The organism is Cupriavidus phytohabitans, from assembly GCF_017815025.1.
Lineage (GTDB): Bacteria > Pseudomonadota > Gammaproteobacteria > Burkholderiales > Burkholderiaceae > Cupriavidus.
On record NZ_JAGIQB010000008.1, the window covers coordinates 90,412 to 111,648 of the forward strand.

The 21,237-nt window shown below is 68.6% G+C and carries 15 protein-coding genes; 8 read left to right on the forward strand and 7 right to left on the reverse strand.

Features of this window, described 5'->3' with window-relative positions:
* Window positions 1-291 precede the first annotated feature (291 nt).
* A complete protein-coding gene (locus tag J8I34_RS07665; protein WP_209773810.1) occupies window positions 292-1,062 on the forward strand; it encodes an aquaporin in 771 nt (256 codons plus the stop codon).
* Here J8I34_RS07665 and J8I34_RS07670 read toward each other — a convergent pair.
* Window positions 1,046-2,851, reverse strand: coding sequence for a carbohydrate porin (locus tag J8I34_RS07670; RefSeq protein ID WP_209773808.1), 1,806 nt, complete (start codon window positions 2,849-2,851; stop codon window positions 1,046-1,048). The genes J8I34_RS07665 and J8I34_RS07670 overlap by 17 nt on opposite strands.
* 353 nt (window positions 2,852-3,204) lie before the next feature.
* On the opposite strand from J8I34_RS07670, the gene J8I34_RS07675 reads away from it, so the two are divergent.
* From J8I34_RS07675 to dinB, 3 genes are all read left to right on the forward strand, one after another.
* Complete coding sequence (locus J8I34_RS07675; RefSeq protein ID WP_209805753.1) at window positions 3,205-4,341, forward strand: TRAP transporter substrate-binding protein; 1,137 nt, start codon at window positions 3,205-3,207, stop codon at window positions 4,339-4,341.
* 119 nt (window positions 4,342-4,460) lie between these two features.
* Window positions 4,461-5,360: an EamA family transporter RarD gene (gene rarD / locus J8I34_RS07680; RefSeq protein WP_209805754.1), complete on the forward strand. Its 900-nt coding sequence runs from the start codon at window positions 4,461-4,463 to the stop codon at window positions 5,358-5,360.
* 47 nt (window positions 5,361-5,407) lie between these two features.
* Window positions 5,408-6,502 carry a DNA polymerase IV gene (gene dinB / locus J8I34_RS07685; protein WP_029046484.1) on the forward strand — a complete coding sequence of 365 codons (1,095 nt, stop codon included), beginning with the start codon at window positions 5,408-5,410 and terminating at the stop codon, window positions 6,500-6,502.
* A gap of 63 nt (window positions 6,503-6,565) precedes the next feature.
* Here dinB and J8I34_RS07690 read toward each other — a convergent pair whose 3' ends face one another.
* Window positions 6,566-7,561, reverse strand: coding sequence for a DUF2272 domain-containing protein (locus tag J8I34_RS07690; RefSeq protein ID WP_209805755.1), 996 nt, complete (start codon window positions 7,559-7,561; stop codon window positions 6,566-6,568).
* A gap of 251 nt (window positions 7,562-7,812) precedes the next feature.
* On the reverse strand, window positions 7,813-8,091 hold the full coding sequence (locus J8I34_RS07695) for an HU family DNA-binding protein (protein WP_012354324.1): 279 nt from the start codon (window positions 8,089-8,091) through the stop codon (window positions 7,813-7,815).
* A 1,038-nt stretch (window positions 8,092-9,129) separates the two neighbouring features.
* Between J8I34_RS07695 and J8I34_RS07700 the strand changes: the two genes are divergently transcribed.
* A complete protein-coding gene (locus tag J8I34_RS07700) occupies window positions 9,130-9,633 on the forward strand; it encodes an SET domain-containing protein (protein WP_209805756.1) in 504 nt (167 codons plus the stop codon).
* A 13-nt stretch (window positions 9,634-9,646) separates the two neighbouring features.
* Here J8I34_RS07700 and J8I34_RS07705 read toward each other — a convergent pair whose 3' ends face one another.
* The 4 genes from J8I34_RS07705 to phhA all read right to left on the reverse strand — a co-directional run bounded on the left by J8I34_RS07705 (window position 9,647) and on the right by phhA (window position 13,660).
* Window positions 9,647-11,326, reverse strand: coding sequence for a sensor histidine kinase (locus tag J8I34_RS07705; protein ID WP_209805757.1), 1,680 nt, complete (start codon window positions 11,324-11,326; stop codon window positions 9,647-9,649).
* A gap of 83 nt (window positions 11,327-11,409) precedes the next feature.
* The gene (locus J8I34_RS07710; RefSeq protein ID WP_209773799.1) at window positions 11,410-12,114 is read right to left on the reverse strand and encodes a response regulator transcription factor; all 705 of its coding nucleotides are present in this window, start codon (window positions 12,112-12,114) and stop codon (window positions 11,410-11,412) included.
* Between the two features lie 161 nt (window positions 12,115-12,275).
* Complete coding sequence (locus J8I34_RS07715; protein WP_063240039.1) at window positions 12,276-12,581, reverse strand: 4a-hydroxytetrahydrobiopterin dehydratase; 306 nt, start codon at window positions 12,579-12,581, stop codon at window positions 12,276-12,278.
* 143 nt (window positions 12,582-12,724) lie between these two features.
* Window positions 12,725-13,660, reverse strand: a complete 936-nt coding sequence (gene phhA / locus J8I34_RS07720) for a phenylalanine 4-monooxygenase (RefSeq protein WP_029046490.1) — start codon at window positions 13,658-13,660, stop codon at window positions 12,725-12,727.
* A gap of 169 nt (window positions 13,661-13,829) precedes the next feature.
* Between phhA and J8I34_RS07725 the strand changes: the two genes are divergently transcribed.
* The 3 genes from J8I34_RS07725 to J8I34_RS07735 all read left to right on the forward strand — a co-directional run bounded on the left by J8I34_RS07725 (window position 13,830) and on the right by J8I34_RS07735 (window position 21,234).
* Window positions 13,830-14,315: an Lrp/AsnC family transcriptional regulator gene (locus J8I34_RS07725; RefSeq protein ID WP_209805758.1), complete on the forward strand. Its 486-nt coding sequence runs from the start codon at window positions 13,830-13,832 to the stop codon at window positions 14,313-14,315.
* Between the two features lie 131 nt (window positions 14,316-14,446).
* The gene (locus tag J8I34_RS07730; protein WP_209805759.1) at window positions 14,447-20,533 is read left to right on the forward strand and encodes an alpha-2-macroglobulin family protein; all 6,087 of its coding nucleotides are present in this window, start codon (window positions 14,447-14,449) and stop codon (window positions 20,531-20,533) included.
* The gene (locus J8I34_RS07735) at window positions 20,530-21,234 is read left to right on the forward strand and encodes a lysoplasmalogenase (RefSeq protein WP_209773792.1); all 705 of its coding nucleotides are present in this window, start codon (window positions 20,530-20,532) and stop codon (window positions 21,232-21,234) included. The genes J8I34_RS07730 and J8I34_RS07735 overlap by 4 nt, the downstream gene beginning before the upstream one ends.
* Window positions 21,235-21,237 lie beyond the last annotated feature (3 nt).

Consider the following 21,237-nt stretch of genomic DNA (forward strand, 5'->3'; position numbering starts at 1 on the left):
CTGCGGCCACCAGAGCCACCCCGCGGTGTCGATTCGATACCCGGCGTCAGCACACAACAAAGCGGCTGCGCATTGACGCTCCGGGGCGCCGGCGGAACACTGTCGCGTCTGCGCCGGGCCTGGCATCGCGCTCCGGTTTCGCGCGGACATCCCCCGCTGAATGCCACCGTATGAGGCGTCGTCTCAGGCGACGTTGTCGATCTTGCCGCTGCAAACTTTCCCCGCCGGTCCCGCACCCATTGCCACACCCATTGCCGCCACCTCGCGCTTGCCTGCCACCGGAGCGCAGCAATGAGTACGCACGCGCGCCGGCGCATGGTGGCCGAAGGACTGGGCACTGCGCTGCTGGTGGCGATCGTGATCGGCTCGGGCATCCGCGCCGAGCGCCTTGCCGGCGGCGATACCGCGCTGGCGCTGCTGGCCAATTCGCTGGCCACCGGCGCCGGGCTGGTGGCGCTGCTGGTCTCGCTGGGGCCGGTGTCCGGTGGGCACTTCAACCCGGTGGTGAGCCTGTCCGCGCTGGTGCAGGGTACGCTGTCGCCACGCGATGCGTTGCGCTATGTGGCGGTACAGCTGGCGGGCGCCGTGTGCGGCGTGCTGGCCGCGCATGCGATGTTCGGCGAGCCGGCGCTGGCGTGGTCGGGCCAGGCGCGTACCGGTGCGTCGATGTGGTGGAGCGAATGCGTGGCGACCTTCGGGCTGGTCGGCGTGGGCATCGGCACGCTGCGCAGCCGGCCGCAGCTGGTGCCGTTCGTGGTGGCGGGCTATATCACGGCGGGCTACTGGTTCACGTCGTCGACGTCGTTCGCCAATCCGGCGCTGACCATTGCCTGCGCGCTGACCGATAGCTTCACCGGGATCCGGCCGGTTGATGTGCCGGGCTTCGTGCTGGCGCAGCTTGGGGGCGGCCTGGCGGCGACGCTGGTGTTCCACTGGCTGTGCCGCAAGCCGGCCGGTGAAGATAGCGCGGCGCATGCGTCAAACCCGGCCAAGGCCGACAGCGCAACGACCGCCGCTTCCTCTCGGCGCAGCTGGCAGGCTGGCGCTACCAGCGCCGATTGAGCTGCACGCCGAAGATCGAGCCGCTGGCCTGCGACGCCCACGCGTCCGCTGGCGCGGTATAGCCGATGCCGTCCACATCGCTGGCGCGGCTGTAGGTATAGAAGGCGCGCAGGTTGGCGTTGCCGGCCGACTTGCCCAGCGTCAGCGTGGGCGCCACCGTCAGGGCAGTGCGCTGGCCGCTGACGCCGAAGCCCGACGAAATCTGGTCGTGCGACACCTCGAAGTTCAGGCGGAACTGGTCGCTCGCCACATAGGCGGGGCGTACGCGCGTGGTGGTCCACTGCAGCGTGCCGACCGGCGAACGATCGAACTGCAGGCTCTGTTCCACCGCGCCGCCCAGCCCCGAGCGGCCCTTCCATTCGATCGATTCCGCCACGCGCATGCGCGACAGTGACGGCCCCATGCCGGAATAGCCGGTCATGGCATTGCGCGAGCCCGAGCCGAACTGCATGCCCAGGCGATTGGTCCCGTAGAGCACGCCTTTCTGCTCGTGCAGCGCCGACGCCCACCATGCGCCGCCGGTGTCTTGCAGCATCGGCTGGGCTTCGACACGGGTGAAGCCCAGCTGCACCGAGCCCCTGTCGTTGGTCGGGATCGGCGCGGTGCGCAGCGAGTGGTAGCTCGGCAGGTTTTGCCCGTTCTGATCGGCGCGCGCGGTGTACTGGTAGTTCAGCCCGATGTCGCCGATCACCCTGGCGTTGTCGACGCCAAAGCGCATCGCCGTTGAATTGGGCGGCAGCAGGCCGGACGACATCAGGAATGGCGCGTTGTCGCGCCGGCCGGCCCACATGGTGGCGCCGTCCAGCACCGCCAGGCCGCTGACGGCGGTATAGAACTGTGGCACCAGCGCATAGGGATCGATCGCGGCGGGGCGGCCGTTGACGGTGGTGGCGTCGGTGCCACGCGCCTGGGCAATCAGCATCACCTGCGCACCGCCATCGAGGTCGAGCACCGACTCGCGGAATTTCACTTCGCCGGCACTGCGGCAGGACAGGCCGCTGCCGATGCCGGTCGACAGCGCGCCGCCCGGGCAGGCCCGCATGGTGGCGGGGCGGTCTTCGACCGCGGCGCGGCCGCTGTAACCCAGGCGCCACACCGAGTCGCCCGCAGGGTCGTCAGCTGGAAGTTGCGAACGCAGCACAGGCGGAGCTTCGGAAGGCGATTCGGCAGGTGCCTGGGCCGTGGTGGCGGCCGGCCCGTCCGCCGGGGCATCCGTCCCGGCTGCTGCCGGCTGTGCCGGCGCTTCGGGCTGGAATTCGCCCAGCCGGGGCGGGAACAGCACCAGCGGCGGTTGCGGGGGCGCGGGCGGCTCCGGCGGTCCCACGAAACCGGGATCGGGCACGCTGGCCGCCGGGGCCCCATTGCCGGCAATCAGCGCCGCCAGCGGGTCATCCTGGCCCGCAGTGGCCGCAGCACCAGACGCGGTCGACTGCGCCGGGGCCGCCGCCGCATTCGCGGCCAGTACCACCGGCGGCACTGCTGGACGCTGCGCAATGCGCGGCGGCTGCGTGCCGTCGCCTGCTGATACCGCCATCGGCCCGCCGGTCTGCGCACACGCGGCCAGCCCCCAGGCGGCCAGCACGGTAAAGCCGAAGCGGCGCACGGGCAAGCCCCCCGGCCCGGCGGCGGCGCTCGGGCAAGGCAGGACGGCGATAAGCCGGCGGGAGGTGGGCAGCAAGACGAACGGCAAGGCGGACAACAAGGCAACGAGATTCCAGCGGGCAAACCCCTCGACCGGAACGAACAAAACCCGCCGATGGCGGGGACTGTTTTTTATCAGTCGGTCCATTTGACCGCAAGGCGGGTTACAAAATCCATCACAGTGTTGCCCGTCTCACAATGCGAAAATCACACGCTCCCAGTCGCAATTGACTAGCGAAAACCCGCATTGGCGCGATGCTCCGTGCCGAAAGAGCCACCGCTATAATCGGCTGGCTTGTCTTTCGGGTAAGACAGCCCTCGCCGTGCGACGCAAGTCCCGGCCATGCAGGGCACGCCGCCGTGCCCGTTCGCAACAGGCACAGCGTGCGCAGGCCGCCTATCGACACGATCGCCGGCGGCATGTGCGTCCCGGTCCGGCGCCCGGCATCAAGCGAGCCGCGCGCTTGCACCGAACCAAAATCTATAAGAGGAGAAGTAGAGATGGAACGTCGTTCCTTTCTGTTGAAGGCGTCGGCCGTGGCCGCTACCGGGGCATTGGCCGCGTGCGGCAAGGGTGAAGAGAAGGCGGCGCCTGCCGCCGCCAGCGGTCCGGCAGCCCCGGCCGTGGTCGGCAGCAACCCGGCCGTGGAATGGCGCCTGGCCTCGAGCTTCCCCAAGTCGCTCGACACCATTTTCGGCGCCGCCGAGCTGCTGTCGGCGCGCGTAAAGGAACTGACCGACGGCAAGTTCAACATCAAGGTCTTCGCGGCGGGCGAGATCGTGCCGGGCCTGCAGGTGCTGGACTCGGTGCAGAACAACACCGTGCAGATCGGCCACACCGCCGGCTACTACTACTTCGGCAAGAACCCGACACTGTGCTTCGACACCACCGTGCCGTTCGGCCTGACCGCGCGCCAGCAGAACGCCTGGATGCTGCAGGGCAACGGCATGAAGCTGATGCGCGAGTTCTTCAAGGAATACAACGTCATCAACTTCCTGGGCGGCAACACCAACGCGCAGATGGGCGGCTGGTTCCGCAAGGAAATCAAGACCGCGGCCGACCTGCAGGGCCTGAAGTACCGTATCGCCGGTTTCGCCGGCGTGGTGCTGTCGCGCCTGGGCGTGGTGCCGCAGCAGATCGCCGGCGGCGACATCTACCCGGCGCTGGAAAAGGGCACCATCGACGCGGCCGAGTGGGTCGGCCCCTACGATGACGAGAAGCTGGGCTTCTACAAGGTGGCGCCTTATTACTACTACCCGGGCTGGTGGGAAGGCAGCGCGCAGCTGTCGTTCTACGCCTCGGCCAGCGAGTTCGAGAAGCTGCCTGCGCTGTACAAGCGCGCGCTGGAAACGGCGACCATCGAGGCCCATACCACCATGATGGCCAAGTACGATACGGTCAACCCGCAGGCGCTGGCGCGCCTGCTGGAAAACGGCGTCAAGCTGCGTCCGTTCTCCAAGGAAATCATGGAAGCCTGCTTCAAGGCGACCCAGGAAGCCTACGCCGACGAGACCGCCAAGAACCCGTCGTTCAAGAAGATCTACGACGACTGGCGCGTGTTCCGCAACAACGAGGCCGCCTGGTTCAACGTGGCCGAGCAGGCTTTCTCGCAGTTCAGCTTCGCGCGCAAGCTCTAAGCACGTTCCGGCAGGTGCCGGGCACAAACCCCATGCCTGACGACAGGCATGGGGTTTTTTGTTGCCCGGCGCGGTTAACGCAGCGCCGGTAGAATCGCCGGCATCGACCGGAATTCCTTATGCAAATCGGCATCCTTTACGCGCTTCTGGCTTATGCCATCTGGGGGCTGCTCCCGCTCTATATCAAGTCGCTGCCCGGCATTGCGCCGACGGAGATCCTGCTGCACCGGATGGTGTGGTCGCTGGTGTTCCTGGGGCTGGTCCTGGCCTGGCGGCGGCAGTGGTCCTGGCTCGGGCAGTTGAGGGACCGGCGCCTGCTGCTGTCGTTCGGCGCCAGCGCGGCGCTGCTGTGCGCCAACTGGTTCCTCTATATCTGGGCGGTGTCGGCCAACCGTGTGGTCGACGCCAGCCTGGGCTACTTCATCAATCCGCTGTTCAGCGTGCTGCTGGGGGTGGTCTTCCTGCACGAGCGGCTGCGCCCGGTGCAATGGCTGTCGATCGCGGTGGCCGCGGCCGGCGTGGCATGGCTGACGGTAGCGGCGGGCCAGTTGCCCTGGATCGCACTGGGGCTGGCGGCCAGCTTCGGCGGCTATGGGCTGTTGCGCAAGACGGGGGCGCTGGGCGCGCTCGAAGGCCTGTCGCTGGAGACGCTGCTGCTGTTTCCATTTGCCGCGGCGATGCTGGCCTACCTGTTCGCCACGGGGCAGGATGGCTTCACCCATGCAGCGCCTGGTACGCAACTGCTGCTGATGGCCGGGCCGGTGACGGCGGTGCCACTGCTGTTCTTCGCCGCCGGCGCGCGGCGCATCCCGCTGTCGCTGCTGGGCCTGCTGCAATACACCGGGCCGACGCTGCAGCTGCTGCTTGCCGTGTGGCTGTGGCATGAGCCGTTTCCCGCGCAGAAGCAGGCTGGCTACGCGCTGATCTGGATTTCGCTGGCGCTGTATGCGGCGGAAGGGTTGTGGATGAGCAGCCGGCAAAAGGCCGCCACCATCCAGACGACTAATGAATCGCTATAAAATAACAAAGCATTCATTCTTCACATAGATAAAATTGGTGCCCGGCAATGTCCGCACCGTCTGATGCCACGCCCCCCGTCCAGCGCAAGATCATCCATTGCGACTGCGATTGCTTCTACGCCTCGGTCGAGATGCGCGACGACCCGTCGCTGCGCGGCCGGCCGATGGCCGTGGGCGGCTCGCCCGACCGGCGCGGGGTGATCGCCACCTGCAATTACGAAGCACGTGCATTCGGCGTGCGCTCGGCCATGGCGTCGGCGCAGGCGGTCAAGCGCTGCCCGGACCTGCTGATCCTGCGCCCGGCCATGGACAAATATCGCGAGGTGTCGCGCCAGATCTTTGCGATCTACCGCGAATACACCGAGCTGGTCGAACCGCTGTCGCTGGACGAGGCCTACCTCGACGTCAGCCTCTGCACGCAACACGCCGGCAGCGCCACCCGCATTGCCGAGGAAATCCGCCAGCGCGTGCGCGACCAGGTCGGCGTGACCGTTTCCGCCGGTGTGGGGCCGAGCAAATTCGTCGCCAAGATCGCCAGCGACTGGAACAAGCCCGACGGGCTGTTCGTGGTCCGCCCGGCGGCGGTCGATGCCTTCGTCGCGGCGCTGCCGGTCGATCGCATCCACGGGGTCGGCACGGTCACCGCGGCCAAGCTGCGGCGGCTGGGCGCGCAGACCTGCGGCGACCTGCGGCCGTGGTCGGCGGACCGGCTGCACCGCGAATTCGGCGCGTTCGGGGCGCGGCTCTACAAGCTGTGCCGCGGCGTGGACGAGCGCGAGGTCACGCCCGAGCGCGAGCGCAAGTCGATCAGCGTGGAAGAGACCTATGCCGACGACCTGCCCGACCTGCAGGCGTGCCTGGCCGAACTGGAGCCGCTGATCGCCATGCTCGAGGCGCGCATTGCCCGCGCGCAGGCGCACGGCACCATCGACAAGCTGACGGTCAAGCTGCGCTTTTCGGACTTCCGCCAGACCACGGTGGAATGCCGCGGCCAGGCGCCCGACCGCGCTGTCTATGCGCGTCTGCTGTCAGAGGGCCACGCCCGGCGCGGGCTACCGGTGCGGTTGCTGGGGGTAGGGGTGGCGACCAGCGACCGGGATCGGGCGCAGCTCGAGCTGTTCGAGTGGCGCCAAAATTATTAGCGCGAATAATCACATACCCAGCCCTCACCATCTGATAATTATTCGCACTAATAAACCTGACGACTATTGCAGGTTGTTCCGCATCACCAGCACCCAGGGCATGTGCGAATTGGTCACGCCATCGATCCGCCCCGAATCGCCCAGTTCGATTTCTTCCATCGATACCGATTGCTGGACATTGCCGCCGATGGCACGCACCACCCGCGCCACCGGATCGACGGCCACCACGATGTCGCAATGCATCGGCGTGGTGCCGAAGCCGATCTCGGCAACATTGTCGAGGTAGCGGTCGCGTCCGCGTCCGGAACAGACGATATCGCCCGGGCGGGGCAAAGCCGGAACGGGCTCGATGCGGAAGGCGGGATGGGCAAGGACGCCGTCGCGCGCATCGACTACGTACATCGAATGTGACTGGCCGGTCAGGAACTGCTGCTCGTCCAGCCCGGCCTTGCGCAACACCCAGGAGATAAACACCGCCGACCAGGCCCACGCGCCTTGGGTGACCTGCCGGCAGCTGGGGGTTTCGCCAACAATGCCCCAGTAGCGCCGGGCCAGCATGCAGCCCACCGGCGTGGCCTCCATGCCGGTGCCGTCCGGAAAGGTCATGCAATCGGCGCGCGGCCACTTGACGCCGTTATTGTCGGTGTCGGCACTGGTGCCGGTGGCTGGCGCTCCGGTATCGGCTTGGTCGCCGGGTTGCACCTCCGGGGGTTCGGGCAGGGCCGGGGGCAGTTCGGGCGCGGGCACCGGGCTGGAGGTGACGCAGGCGCTGTCGTCGCGGCCGAGGCGCACCACCTGGCCGCCCCAGCGTGCCCACTCCTGCGTGGCGATCTCGACGATGCGTTCGCGCGGTGTGGCGCCGGGCGTTGTGACCGGCCGCTCATTGTCGGCCAGCGGGCGTGCCTGCGGCCGCGCGGGCTCGCTGACGGTGGTGCAGGCGCTCAGCAGCGCCAGCGCCACGGCGGCGCAAATTGCTTGTGGAGAAACCTGTGGAATCCGCTGTGGAAAGCGCTGTGCATAACGCTGTGGAGATCTGCGGCGCAATGGACGGGCGAACATGGAAGCCCCACATGGCTCGGCGCCCCGGCTGGCCTTGCATCGGCCTTGGCTGGACGCCGGTTGGTAGACCTGGCGCGCAACCGCTTCGGCAATGGCTTCAGCGATGCGGCGGAATACTGCAGAGAACGTCGATTCCTGTTGTGGATAACGTCCCCCGCCTGGCGCTCACCTGCGCCCTGGTCGAAGCTTGCGGCCGGCGGCGGCATGGCGGGGTCAAACAAACACGGGCCGTGCAGTGCAGCCCGTCAGGCTCACTGGTTGACAGCGTCCTTGAACTTCTGGCCGGCCTTGAACTTCACGGTCTTGGCGGCTTCCACCTTGATTTCTTCGCCGGTGCGCGGGTTGCGCGCCATGCGCTCGCCACGCTCGCCCTTGCTGAACGTGCCAAAGCCGATGAGGCTCAGCGTATCGCCCTTGGCCACGGCGTCCATGATGGCCGACAGGGTCACGTTCAGTGCCTGTTCTGCCTTGGCCTTGGTGAGACCGTCCACACCGGCTGCGATAGCGTCGATCAGTTCGGTTTTCGTCATGCTTCACTCCGTATCGAGTTGATAAAACACAGGCGTCCCGGTCGGCGGCAGCCAGGCTGGCGCCGCCCCGGCAAAGACGCCGCGGGCCACATGATACCGTGTCGGACAAGGCGCACCGGGAACAGATTGTTACCCGCAGTGTTCCGCGAGGCCGCATCAGGCCGTGGCTGGCGGCAAATCGGCGCATCGGCGAGGCAGGTTCCGAACACTACCGCTGCGGCGCAAACGCCCCGCACCGAGCGCCGGGAGTGCCACATGGGGCTGCACGGGCTGCAGCCAGGCTGGCACGTCAGGGTAGGCCTGGTGGTCGGAATAAGGCCAGGAGGCGCTTTAGAGGCGTTTACAGGCCATCTGTGACCGTGACAGAGGGCAAGGCAGCTTCCCCCAACGTAAACGCGCCTGCACGTGCTCAGGAGCCCCACACTCAATCTGCACTATGTTGCATGCCGGCGAGGCATGGAGTGCCGTGTCCGGAGGCACGGTATTCGGCCCATGCATGCCTGGATCCGGGTGGCCCCAGACGCGCGTATACCGGCACCGCCCCGGGACACCGGTATACGCCAGATACTTGCCGCTGCCCTGGGTCTGTCTTTCGGTTTACATCTTTCTTTCATGTATACAAATAGTGGTAGTAGGTAAACAGCGCCCCTGCCTGTGGAAAACCACGTAAACGTCTTTACCGTCAACGGTTTACGTAAACGAGAAGTGGTCGTATCCAGTGTTGGCCGCAGTGGATGAGTCAGCCTTGCGGATGAGGCTAGCGGTAAACCCCTCCGACTTATGCCCGAGGCATCCCCATGCGAGCCCCAGGCAGCCCACATCGAATCCGCGTGCTTTTCCACAGAAGGAGGCTGGGTTATCCACATGCGGCAGGCTTATGCGGACGAGCCGTATACTCGCCAGGGCGTGGGGGCGAGCGGTTAACCCAAGGTCGCGCAAGGCTGCGCAAGGCTGCGTATACGTGCCGCAGCCGCGCCGGTATCATGCCGATCGCGCCGGAACGGCCGGCACAGGCAAGCGACACGCACGGAAAGGCAAATGGCGGACAAGGCAAAGCACAAGGCAGCGGGCAAGAAGACAGCGATCGCCCGGATCGAGGTGCGCCAGTCGGGCGTGCACGGAAAGGGCGTATACGCGATCGCCCCCATCGCCGAAGGCGAGCGCGTGATCGAGTACAAGGGCGAGCACATCTCGTGGAAGAAGGCGCTGGAGCGCCACCCGCACGATCCCAGCGATCCCAACCACACCTTCTATTTCAGCCTGGACGACGGCAGCGTCATCGACGCCAAGTTCGGCGGCAACCGCGCGCGCTGGATCAACCACGCCTGCGAGCCCAACTGCGAGGCGCGCGAGAAGAAGGGCCGCGTCTATATCCACGCGCTGCGCGATATCGCCCAGGGCGAGGAGCTGTTCTATGACTACGGGCTGGTGATCGAAGCGCGCTATACGGCCAAGCTGAAGAAGGAATTCGAGTGCCGCTGTGGCAGTCCGCAATGCCGCGGCACCATGCTGGCGCCGAAGGACAAGAAAAAGAAGAAGTAAGGCCGGAGGCGGCTCAGGCGGCTCCGGCGGCCGACCCGGCCGGCTCGCACGGGATCCGGATCACGAAGCGCATGGTTGGCCGGCGCTCCGGCGTGCCGTCCGCGACTTGGGGGCTGGCCGGCTGCTGCGGCACATCCTCGATATGGATGCTGCCCTGGTGCAGGGTAACGATCTCATGCACGATGGCCAGCCCGAGGCCAGCACCGCCGCTCTGGGCCGCGCGGTCGCCGCGGAAGAAGCGCTTGAACACCTCTTCGCGCCGCTGCGGCGGGATGCCGGGCCCGTTGTCTTCGATCATCACCACCGCCATGCCGCGGTGGCCCATGGCCTCGCCGCCGGCGCGCACCGTGATGCGCCCGCCGGCCGGCACGTATTTCACCGCATTGTCGATCAGGTTGGACAGCGCCTCGCGCATCAGCAGGCGGTTGCCGCGCACGATTGCGGGTGCGCCGCCGGTGAAGGTAGGGCCGGGCAGCACCTCGAAGCCCAGGTCGATGCGGCGCGCGAGCGCCTGCGGCACCCATTCGGCGCCGGTCTCGAAGGCAAGCTCGGCCAGGTCGAAGTGCTCCACCGGCCCCAGCCGCTCCAGCGACAGCCCAGGCTCCGCGCGCGCCAGCGACAGCAGCTGGTTCGACAGCCGCACCGCGCGGTCGGCGGCGGTCTGGACTTCGCGCAGGGCATGCCGGGCGACCTCCGGCGAATCGGCGTCCATGGCGCGGTCGGCATGCAGCTTGACCGCGGTCAGCGGCGTGCGCAGCTGGTGCGCGGCATCGGCGATGAACTTGCGCTGCGCATCGAGGGCGTCGCGCAGCCGCGCAAGCAGCGCGTTCAGGCCGCGGATCAGCGGCGCCACCTCGGCCGGCACCTGGGTCTCGTCCAGCGCCGCCAGCGAGCGCGCGGTCTGCCGGTTGAGCTTGTCGGCCAGGATCTGCAGCGGCACCAGCTCTTCCTTTAGCACGTGCGACAGGATCAGGCTGCCGACCAGCAACAGCAGGATCAGCGGCACCGATACCGACAGCAGGATCTCGTTGGCGGCGGTCTCGCGCCGGTCCAGCAGCTCGGCCACCTCGACCACGATGGGCCCCCGCGCCGGCTTGCCGGCCTCGCTGGTGCCGAGCTCGTCCACCGCGGCGCTGGGCAGCATCACCGGCAGCCGTACCGCGCGCACCTGGCGCCCGCTGAACCAGGCGTAGAACAGCCGGGCATCGTGCAGCGTGGTCTGGCCGGTGCCGTAGCCTAGCCAGGTGTCCATGCCGCCGATCAGGCCATCGGGTCCGTGGATGCGCCAGTAGATGCGGTCGGTGCCCTCGGCCTCGACCAGCGTCTGCGCGATCATCGGGATGTCCTGCTCCAGCCGCGGGCCGGCGATGCGGATCTGCTGGGCGATATTGTTGGCCACGCCGTACAGCGCGCGGTCGAACACCTGCGTGGTGTAGTGCGCCGCCAGCCAGTAGGACAGCGAGCCGCTGGTCAGCACCAGCGCGAACAGCGGCGTCGCCAGCGCGCGCAGCAGGTGTACGCGCAGGCTGAGGCTCGAGCCAGGGCGGTTGGACTGGCGTGTCGATGCGGGCGCGCCGCCGGGCGCGTCAGCCGCGGCGGAAGCTGGAGGCACGTTCCGCGTGGCGATACGCGAGGCGGTGCGCCAGGAAACGCGGGAGGAGGTGCGGGAAGAGGTGCGGGAGCGGGGCCACATTGCCGGCTGGGGCAGAAACAGGGCCGAGGATCAGGGCCGGGGATCAAGGCCGTTCGCGGACGGCGCAAGCGGCAGGAACGCTTTCATTGGCCGGCGCGGATCTGCAGCAGGTAGCCAAAGCCGCGCACGGTCACGATCTCGACATCGCAGTCCTCGAGCTTCTTGCGCACGCGGTGCACGTAGACCTCGATGGCGGTGTCGCCCACGGTATCGCCGCCTTCGCCGGCGGGGTGGGCAAAGGTGGCCAGGTGGTCCTGCAGCTGCGCCTTGCTGACCACGCGGCCCTGGCGCTGCAGCAGCAGCTCCAGCACCGCGAACTCGCGCGGCGACAGCTCCAGCGGCCGGGCGTCGATGAACATGCGGCGGTCGTTGCCGGACAGGCGCAGGCGCCCCAGGCGCACGTCGCGCTCGGGCGCGGCCTCGCCATGCTGGCTGCGGCGCAGCAGCACGCGCACGCGCGCTTCCAGCTCGGGCAGCGCGAAGGGTTTGATCAGATAGTCGTCGGCACCGGCGTTCAGGCCCGAGAGCTTGTCTTCCAGCTCGTCGCGCGCGGTCAGGATGATCACCGGGGTGGCGCGGTTGCGGGCGCGGTAGCGCGCCAGCAGGGTCATGCCGTCGATCCCGGGCAGGCCCAGGTCGAGGATGACCAGGTCGTGCTGCTCGCGCAGCAGGTGTTCGGTGGCATAGACGCCGTCGTGAACGACGCGTACCTGGTGGCCGACTCGGGACAAGCCGGCTTCGACGCCGCTGGCAATCTGGCGGTCGTCCTCGATCAGCAGGATACGCATGGCGGCTCGGGCAGGAGGTTGGGCATGGCTGGAAGGAGGGCCCATGCAGCACACGCAGGTGCGGGCCTGCCGCAGATTGTACTAGGCGCGGGCGGCTGCTTCCTTTCGGTTTGCCTACATCCGCCCGGATATCTGCTGCCGCGCCGCTTCTCTGTCTGGCCTCAGCCCGGCACCACCAGCGCCGCCGCGGCGCGCTCGATGAAGTGGGCCAGGTCGATGTCGCGCTGCGTGAGGCCGTTGGCGTCGTGGGTCGACAGCGTGATGTCGACGCGGTTGTAGACGTTGAACCACTCGGGATGGTGGTCGGCCTTGTCGGCCTGGATCGCCACGCGCGTCATGAAGCCGAAGGCGGCGTTGAAGTCGTGGAAGGTAAAGCGCTTGAAGATCGCGTCGCGGTCCTGGACGGTGGTCCAGCCGGGGAGTTCGGCGAGCAGCGTAGCTCGGGCTTGCGGGGACAGAGGGGTCATGGTGGGCTCGATCTGGGTCTTGGGAAATCGGCAGGCAGCGTCCGGGAACGCCGCCAAAGCGGACAGCCGGCCCGCCCGCGCCGTGGCGGCGGGCATGCCGGCATTGTTTCACAAAGCGGGCAGCGGGGCAGGTGCCCTCGGACTCAGATGTCGTCCGTGTCGGCCCAGCCTTCGCGGGTGCCGACGTTGATCACCTGGTCGCCCGGTGCCACGTCGCCCGCGCCCAGCGTGGGCTGCGCGCGCAGTTCCTGGTACAGCGGGGCGAAGTCCGGGCGGGTCGCGTCGAACAGCTGCTCGAAGCTGTCGATCACGAAGTAGGTCTTCTGGAAGGTGTCGATGCGGTAGCGCGTGCGCATGATGCGGCGCACGTCGAAGCCGATCCGGTTGGGGCTGGCCGAATCCAGGCTGTAGACCGATTCGCCCTGGCTCGACACGATGCCCGCGCCGTAGATGCGCAGCCCTTGCTCGGTGCGGATCAGGCCGAACTCCACCGTGTACCAGTACAGGCGTGACAGCATGTCGAGCGCGCCCATGCCGGCCGCCTTCAGGCCGCCCTTGCCGTAGGCCTCCATGTAGTCGGCGAACACCGGGTTGATCAGCAGCGGCACGTGGCCGAACACATCGTGGAAGCAGTCCGGCTCCTGCAGGTAGTCCAGCTGCTCGGGCTTGCGCATCCACCAGCTGGCCGGGAAACGGCGGTTGGCCAGGTGCTCGAAGAACACCTCGTCCGGCACCAGGCCGGGCACGGCGACCACCTGCCAGCCGGTGGCGCGCATCAGGGTCTCGTTGAGCTGGCCGAAATCCGGCACGCGGTCCTTTTCCATGCCCAGCGTGGCCAGCCCTTGCAGGAATTCGTCGCTGACCCGCCCCTGCAACATCGACGCCTGGCGCTCGTACAGCTTGCGCCAGATGGCGTGGTCGGTGCTGGTGTAGCGGTGCACCGGCTGCTCGATGGTGAAGTCGGGGCGCAGCGACTGGCCGGACAGCAGGCCTGCGTCGAACTGTTCCCGCAGCTTGTCGGTGAGGGTGCCCTGGAAGGCGGCGGGGGCTTCAGTGGCGGCCATGGCGGGTGCGGACATGGGTTTGTGTCTCCTGTTATGCGTGGTCGCTGCGGCGCGGCAGCTCGGGATGCGGATTTACTGCGTAGTTTAGTGAGGGCATGCCGCATATACGCCGCAAAATCGGCTTGTCCTGGATTGATCGTGCATGTAACGTGCGTCATGCGATGACTCAATGCGGAATTTGTGTATGACTGCCCAAAGCGTCTCTCTCGATCCTTTCGACCTGGCCCTGCTGGCAGCGCTGCAGGCGGATGGCCGCTCCACCCATCAGCAGCTGGCGGAACGCGTGCACCTGTCGCCCAGCCAGGTCGGGCGCCGCCTGGCGCGGCTGGAAGCCGACGGTGTCATCACCGGCTATCGCGTCAGCCTGTCGACCCAGGCCTTGGGGCTTGGCGTGCTGGTCTTTATCAGCGTCAAGCTGGCGCACCACGGCGACACCATCGTCGAGCGCTTCCGCGAGGAAATCCTGCTGCTGGAAGAGGTGCAGGAGTGCTATTCGGTGGCGGGCGAGGCCGATTACCTGATCCGCGTGGTCGTGCCGGACCTGCCCAGGCTGGCGGAATTCACCATGAAGCGGCTGATGCGGGTGCCCGGCGTGGAGAGCGTGCGCTCCAATATCGTGCTGACCGCGATCAAGTGCGAGGGGGCGCTGCCGCTGTCGCACCTGCGCTGAGCCGGCGCTGAATCCGCGTTGCATGTTTTCCCGGGGCGCCTTGCAGGATTGCGCGCCGGTCTTGCACTCCTGTGGCGTGCGTGTCACCCTCGCCGGGTGCCACAAAGTGGCGGAAAAGGGAGGATGGCAGGATGAAGGGAATCGTCGCCGGAGCCGATCGGGACCTTGGCAGGAAGCAGCCGGCGCGCGCGTCATGCGCCGCGGCATTGGCGCTGGGCGCCGCGCTCGCGCTGCTCGCCGGCGTCCAGCCTGCCGGGGCCGCCCAGGTCACCCGCTTTTCGCCGGAAGGCACGGTGGGGCAGGTCAGGCAGGTGGCGATCCGCTTCGACGAGGCCATGGTGCCGATGGGCGATGTGCAGGCCGCCGCGCCCGCCGCCGTGTCCTGCACCGGCGCCAGCACCAGCGGCCAGGCTCGCTGGGTGGATGCCAAAAACTGGGTCTACGACTTCACCAATGACCTGCCGCCCGGTGTGCGCTGCAGCGTGCGCATGCGCGCCGGGCTGAAAAGCGTCGCCGGCACCGCCTATGCCGGCAAGCCGGAATACCGCTTCGAGACCGGCGGCCCGACCGTGATCGCCAGCCGGCCGTCCGGCGGCGAGATCGGGGAAGACCAGGTCTTCGCGCTGCGCTTCAACGGCCCGGCCACGCCAGCATCGGTGCGCGAGCACGCCTGGTGCCAGGCGCAGGGGCTGGGCGAGCGTATCCCGGTGCGGCTGCTCGCCGGCAAGGAACGCGACGAACTGCTCGAAGCGATCCACTGGACCAAACTCGCCAAGCCGGTGCCAGACGCCGTGCATCTGCTTGCCTGCCAGCAGCGGCTGCCGGCCGCGGCGCGGGTGCAGCTGGTGCTGGGCGCGGGCATCGCCACGCCGTCGGGGATGGCCACGCGCGACGAGCGCCGCTTCGACTACACCGTGCGCGAACCCTTTACCGCCAGCTTCAGCTGCGAGCGCGAGCACGCGCAATCGCCGTGCACGCCGCTGCGGCCGATGTCGGTCACGTTCTCGGCCCCGGTGCCGCGCAAGCAGGCCGAGCAGGTGCTGCTGAAGACGCCGTCCGGCCGGCGCGCGCCGCAGTTCGATCCCGATATGGCGCCGGATGCCAGCGTCAGCGCGCTGACCTTTGCCGCGCCGTTCGCCGAGAAGGCAAGTTTCATCATCGAGGTACCAAAGGACCTGAAGGACGACAGCGGCCGCACGCTGTCCAATGCGGACCTGTTCCCGCTGAAGGTCGCTACCGCGTCCATGCCGCCGCTGGCCAAGTTCGCCGCCGCGCCGTTCGGCGTGGTGGAGCGTTTCGGCGAACTGCCGCGCGGCAAGTCGCCGGCCGACTATCCGCCGCTGTTGCCGGTGACGCTGCGCAACGTCGAGGCCGATCTCGCCGTGCGCGGCATCCAGGCGCGTGCGGGCACGGTGATGAAACTGCGCGTGGACGACGATGCCGCGGTGATGCAATGGCTGGGCCTGGTGCGCCGCATGCATGAGTCCAGCTATACCCGCGGCGAGCTCGACGCGGTGCTGGCGGGCCGCTCGCCTTACCGCGTCAACAACCCGCGCAATGCGGTGTCGATCGAAACGCGCTCGGTGTCGTTGCTCGAGCGCGCGCCCGGCGTGCAGAAGCTGGCCGTACCCAAACCATCGGGCGACGGCCCGCGGCCGTTCGAGGTGGTCGGCATCCCGCTGTCCGAGCCGGGCTTCCACGTGGTCGAGATCGCTTCGCCGATGCTGGGCGAGGCGCTGCTCGGCAAGCGCGCGCCGATGTACGTGCGCACCGCTGCGCTGGTGACCAACCTGGGCGTGCATTTCAAGCTGGGCCGCAGCCTGGGCAACGAGGACGACGGCAGCCGCAGCGGCCTGGCGTGGGTCACGGCGCTCGACGACGGCAAGCCGGTGGCCGACGCTGCCGTCGCGGTGCGCGACTGCGGCGGGCGCCTGCTGGGCGAGGGCCGCACCGACGCCAGCGGCGTGGTGCGCTTCGCCAGACTGGACGCCGTGCCGGAATCGAATTGCGACCAGAACGGCCTGTCCGGCTACTTCGTATCGGCGCGCATCGCCGCGGGACACCCGCAGGCGCGCGGCAAGGCCGACATGGCCTTCGTGATGTCGGACTGGAACCGCGGCATCGAGGCCTGGCGCTTCAATGTGCCCACCGACACCAGCACCGCGCCGACGGTGCGCGCGCATACCATCTTCGACCGTACCTTGCTGCGCGCCGGCGAGACCGTGTCGATGAAGCACCTGATCCGCGCCGAGACCGCGCAGGGCTTTGCCTTGCCGCCGGCCAGCCGCCCGCTGCCGACGCGCGTGGTGATCCGACACGACGGCAGCGGCCAGACCTACGAGCTGCCGCTGCAGTGGCGCCAGACCGCCACGGGCGGACGCAGCGCGGAAAGCACGTTCCAGGTGCCGCCCGCGGCCAAGCTTGGCGTCTATACCGTCGAGCTGGAAACACAACCATCGCAGCAGACGCAGCAGGGTGAGGGCGCGAATGGCCGCAACGAAGGCTCGCGTACCTATCCCAGCGGCAGCTTCCGCGTCGAAGCGTTCCGGCTGCCGGTGCTTGCCGGCACGCTGCAGCTGGCCGGCAAGGCCGGCGCCGCGATCGCGCCGGCCGAGCTGCCGGTCGGCGTGGAAATCCACTACCTGTCGGGCGGCGGCGCGGCCGGCCTGCCGGTGCGCGTATCGGCGCTGCTGCGCGACAAGAGCGTCAGCTTCCCCGGCTATGACGAGTTCTCGTTCGATCCCCCGCGCCCGCAGCGGGAAAGTGCCAGCGGCGATGAGGAGATGGACGACTCGGAGCAGCCTGATGACGGCCAGAAGCTGGTGGCCGACAAGCTGCCGCTGACACTCGACAAGAACGGCAACGGCACCGTCACGCTGCGCAAGCTGCCCAAGACCGATGTGCCGCGCGACCTGGTGCTCGAAGCCGGCTTTGCCGACCCCAATGGCGAGATCCAGACGCTGCGCCAGACCGTGCCGCTGTGGCCGGCCGGCGTGGTGGTCGGCATCCGTTCCGAAGGCTGGGTTTCGGTGAAGCAGAAGCTGGCGGTGCACGGCGTGGTGCTGGACTTGGGTGGCAAGCCGGTCGCCGATGCCCCGGTCCAGCTCAATGCGCGCGCGCGCATCACCACCTCGGCGCGCAAGCGCGTGGTCGGCGGCTTCTACCGCTATGACAACCGTACCGAGACGCGCGAGCTCGGCACCGTGTGCGAGACCCGGACCGATGCGCACGGCCGCGCGCGCTGCGAGGTAGCGCTGGAGCATGCCGGCCAGGTCGAACTGGTGGCAAGCGCGCGCGACAAGGAGGGACGCACCGCGCAGGCCGCTTCGACGGTGTGGGTCACGCGCCAGGGCGAACTGTGGTTCGGCGGCGAAAACCATGACCGCATCGACCTGTTGCCGGAGAAGAAGTCCTACGCGCCGGGAGACACCGCGGTGTTCCAGGTGCGCATGCCGTTCCGCCACGCCACCGCGCTGGTGGCGGTGGAGCGCGAGGGTATCTACCAGACCCAGGTGGTCGGGCTGCATGGCAGCGATCCCACGGTGCGCGTGCAGGTCAGGCCGGAGTGGGGGCCCAATGTCTACGTCTCGGTGCTGGCACTGCGCGGGCGATTGCATGAAGTGCCGTGGTATTCGTTCTTTACCTGGGGCTGGCGCCAGCCCGGCGAGTGGTGGCGCGCCTTCCGCAGCGAAGGCCGCGATTACGCCGCGCCCACGGCACTGGTTGACCTGTCCAAGCCGGCGTTCCGGCTGGGGCTGGCCGAGATCAGGGTGGGCAATGCCGGACATCGGCTCGATGTGACGGTGACCCCCGACAAGACCACCTATCCCGTGCGCGGCAAGGCGCGCGTGGCGATCCAGGTCAGGCTGCCCGACGGCAAGCCGGCCGCCAATGGCGAAGTCGCGCTGGCCGCGGTCGACCAGGCACTGCTGGAGCTGATGCCCAACACCAGCTGGGACCTGCTTGACGCCATGCTGCAGCGGCGCGGCTATGGCGTGGAAACGTCGACCGCGCAGATGGAGATCATTGGCCGCCGGCACTACGGGCGCAAGGCGGTGCCCGCCGGCGGTGGCGGCGGCAAGAGCCCGACGCGCGAGCTGTTCGACACGCTGCTGCTGTGGAACCCGCGCGTGCAGCTCGATGCCGAAGGGCGCGCCAGCCTGGAAGTGCCGCTCAACGATTCGCTGACCAGCTTCCGCATCGTCGCCGTGGCAGACCTGGGCGTGGGCCGCTTCGGTACCGGCAGCGCCACCATTGCCGCTACGCAGGACCTGCAGGTGATCTCGGGCCTGCCGCTGCTGGTGCGCGAGGACGACCGCTACCGCGCCATGTTCACGCTGCGCAATACCACGAAGCGCGCCATGACGGTGCAGGCGAGCGCGCGCGCCACGCTGCTCGGTAACGATGGCACGCTGCCGGCGCAGACCGTGCAGATTCCGGCGGGTGAGGCGCGCGAGATCGGCTGGGACGTGACCGCGCCCACGCTGCTGGCGTATGCGCGCAGCGGCACCGTGATGTGGGAAGTGCAGGCGAGCGAGCAGGGCGGCGGCAATGCCGGCGACCGCATCAAGGTCTCGCAGCAGATCGTTCCCGCGGTGCCAGTGACGGTGCAGCAGGCCACGCTGGCGCAGGTGGCGCCGTCGCTGTCGGTGCCGGTCAAGGCGCCGCCGGGCGCGCTGGCGGATCCTGCCGGCAAGGTGCGCGGCGGGCTGCAGGTGAACTTCCAGTCGTCGCTGGCGGGCGGCATGCCGGGGGTGCGCGAATGGTTCCGCAACTATCCGTTCACCTGCCTGGAGCAGCGTGCGTCGAAGGCGATCGGCCTGAATGACACGGCCGCGTGGGAGGCGCTGATGACGCAGTTGCCGTCGTACCTCGATGCCAACGGGCTGGTTGCGTATTTCCCTCTGGCTTCGGATAGCGACTACGGCAGCGAGGTGCTGACCGCCTACCTGCTGGCCGTGACCGACGAGGCCGCGCGCGCCGGGTTGGCGCTGCGCATTCCCGACGCGCAGCGCGCGCAGATGGAGCGCGGACTGACCGACTTCGTCGAAGGCCGCATCCGCCGCGACAGCTGGTCGCCCGCGGGCGGCACGCAGTACCTGGAGGTGCGCAAGCTGGCCGCGCTCGAAGCGCTGTCGCGCACCGGCCACGCGCAGGCGCGCATGCTGGATGCGATCCAGATCCTGCCGGCGCAATGGCCGACCTCGGCGCTGCTCGACTGGACGCTGCTGCTGACGCGCATGGCCGATATCCCGCAGCGCGAGCAGCGACTGGCCGAGGCGCAGCAACTGCTGCGCTCGCGCCTGACGGTGCAGGGCACGCGGCTGGCATTCTCCACCGAGCGCAACGACAACTGGTGGTGGATGATGGCCGGCGGCGATGCCAACGCCGCGCGGCTGCTGACGCTGGCCGCTGAACTGCCAGGCTGGAAAGAAGACGCGCCGCAGCTGGCCACCGGCCTGATCGGCCGGCAGGTCCGTGGCGCCTGGGGCACGACCACCGCCAACGCGTGGGGCATGCTGGCGGTGACGCGCTTTGCGCAGGTGTTCGAGAAGACGCCGGTGGCGGGCAGCACGCGCGTCTCCGTGAGCAACGCCGCCGATGCCACGCGCAGCTTCGACTGGGCGCGCGCGCAGCGCACCGACGGCGTGGCGCAGGGCAGTGTCGACCTGCCGTGGCCGGCAGGCGCGGACGGCGGCTCGCTGCAGGTCGAGCACACAGGCGCGGGCCATCCGTGGGCGACGGTACAGGCGCTCGCCGCAGTGCCGGTCACGGCGCCGCTGGCCGCGGGCTACCGCATCAAGCGCACCGTGACGCCGCAGGAGCAGGCGGTGCCCGGCAAGTGGTCGCGCGGCGACGTGTACCGCGTCAAGCTCGAGATCGATGCGCAGGCCGACATGACCTGGGTGGTGGTCAGCGACCCGGTGCCCGCCGGTGCCACCATCCTCGGCAGCGGCCTGGGCCGCGATTCGCAGATCGCCACGCGCGGCGAGCGGCGCAAGGGCGTGGCCTGGCCGGCCTACACCGAACGCACGCCGCAGGCGTATCGCGAGTACTTCGGCTACCTGCCCAAGGGCACGGTGTCGGTCGAGTACACGGTGCGCCTGAACAACGCCGGCGAGTTCTCGCTGCCGCCGTCGCGCGTCGAGGCGATGTACGCACCCGACGTGTTCGGCGTGGCGCCGAACGCGCGGCTGGTGGTCGGGGCGCGCCCATGAGCTGGATCGCGCTGAGCATGCCGGCGCGGGTGCGCGAGTGGTGGCTCGCGGGCGCGCTGGCGGGCGTGATCTATGGCGCGTTGCTGGTGCAGGTGGCGATGGAGTTGCCCGAAGGCACGCCATTGACCGGGCAGATCGCCATGCAGCCGTTGTGGAAGACGGCGATGGCGCTGCTGCTGGCGCGTGCCGCGTGGTTCCACCGGCCGCTGCCGGAACGGCGCTGGCTGGTGACCGCGCTGGTATGTTCGGCCATCGGCGACTTTCTGCTGGCGGTGCCAGCGCTGTCGTATTCGTTCGTGGGCGGGCTGGGTGCCTTCCTGCTCGCGCACCTTGCGTACCTGCGGCTGCTGGTGCCGCTGGCCGGCGACCTGCGGCCGCACCGGCTGATCGCATGCGGCGCCATGCTCGGCGTGGCCGGGACCATGCTGGGCCGCTTCTGGCCCAATCTCGGCACGCTGGCGGTGCCGGTGTCGCTGTACGTGGGCGTGCTTGCGGCGATGGCGTGCAGCGCGCTGGTGGCGCGGCTGCCGACGCCGCTGGCGGCGCTGGGCGCGCTGTGCTTTGCCGCATCGGACATGATGATCGGCATCGCGCGTTTCCTGGTGCCGTTCGAGACCTTCGCGCTGGGCATCTGGTGGACCTATGCCGCGGCGCAGGTGCTGCTGGTGGCGGGCATCGTGTCGGGACGGTCTGGGTCATGATAC

Excerpts from the sequence above, each read along its gene's own strand:
- J8I34_RS07670 (WP_209773808.1), bottom strand. The coding sequence starts at position 2,851 with ATGGACCGACTGATAAAAAACAGTCCCCGCCATCGGCGGGTTTTGTTC.
- J8I34_RS07675 (WP_209805753.1), top strand. The coding sequence starts at position 3,205 with ATGGAACGTCGTTCCTTTCTGTTGAAGGCGTCGGCCGTGGCCGCTACC.
- J8I34_RS07690 (WP_209805755.1), bottom strand. The coding sequence starts at position 7,561 with ATGTTCGCCCGTCCATTGCGCCGCAGATCTCCACAGCGTTATGCACAG.
- J8I34_RS07705 (WP_209805757.1), bottom strand. The coding sequence starts at position 11,326 with ATGTGGCCCCGCTCCCGCACCTCTTCCCGCACCTCCTCCCGCGTTTCC.
- J8I34_RS07735 (WP_209773792.1), top strand. The coding sequence starts at position 20,530 with ATGAGCTGGATCGCGCTGAGCATGCCGGCGCGGGTGCGCGAGTGGTGG.
- phhA (WP_029046490.1), bottom strand. The coding sequence starts at position 13,660 with ATGTCCGCACCCGCCATGGCCGCCACTGAAGCCCCCGCCGCCTTCCAG.
- J8I34_RS07730 (WP_209805759.1), top strand. The coding sequence starts at position 14,447 with ATGAAGGGAATCGTCGCCGGAGCCGATCGGGACCTTGGCAGGAAGCAG.
- rarD (WP_209805754.1), top strand. The coding sequence starts at position 4,461 with ATGCAAATCGGCATCCTTTACGCGCTTCTGGCTTATGCCATCTGGGGG.
- J8I34_RS07715 (WP_063240039.1), bottom strand. The coding sequence starts at position 12,581 with ATGACCCCTCTGTCCCCGCAAGCCCGAGCTACGCTGCTCGCCGAACTC.
- dinB (WP_029046484.1), top strand. The coding sequence starts at position 5,408 with ATGTCCGCACCGTCTGATGCCACGCCCCCCGTCCAGCGCAAGATCATC.
- J8I34_RS07725 (WP_209805758.1), top strand. The coding sequence starts at position 13,830 with ATGACTGCCCAAAGCGTCTCTCTCGATCCTTTCGACCTGGCCCTGCTG.
- J8I34_RS07700 (WP_209805756.1), top strand. The coding sequence starts at position 9,130 with ATGGCGGACAAGGCAAAGCACAAGGCAGCGGGCAAGAAGACAGCGATC.
- J8I34_RS07695 (WP_012354324.1), bottom strand. The coding sequence starts at position 8,091 with ATGACGAAAACCGAACTGATCGACGCTATCGCAGCCGGTGTGGACGGT.
- J8I34_RS07665 (WP_209773810.1), top strand. The coding sequence starts at position 292 with ATGAGTACGCACGCGCGCCGGCGCATGGTGGCCGAAGGACTGGGCACT.
- J8I34_RS07710 (WP_209773799.1), bottom strand. The coding sequence starts at position 12,114 with ATGCGTATCCTGCTGATCGAGGACGACCGCCAGATTGCCAGCGGCGTC.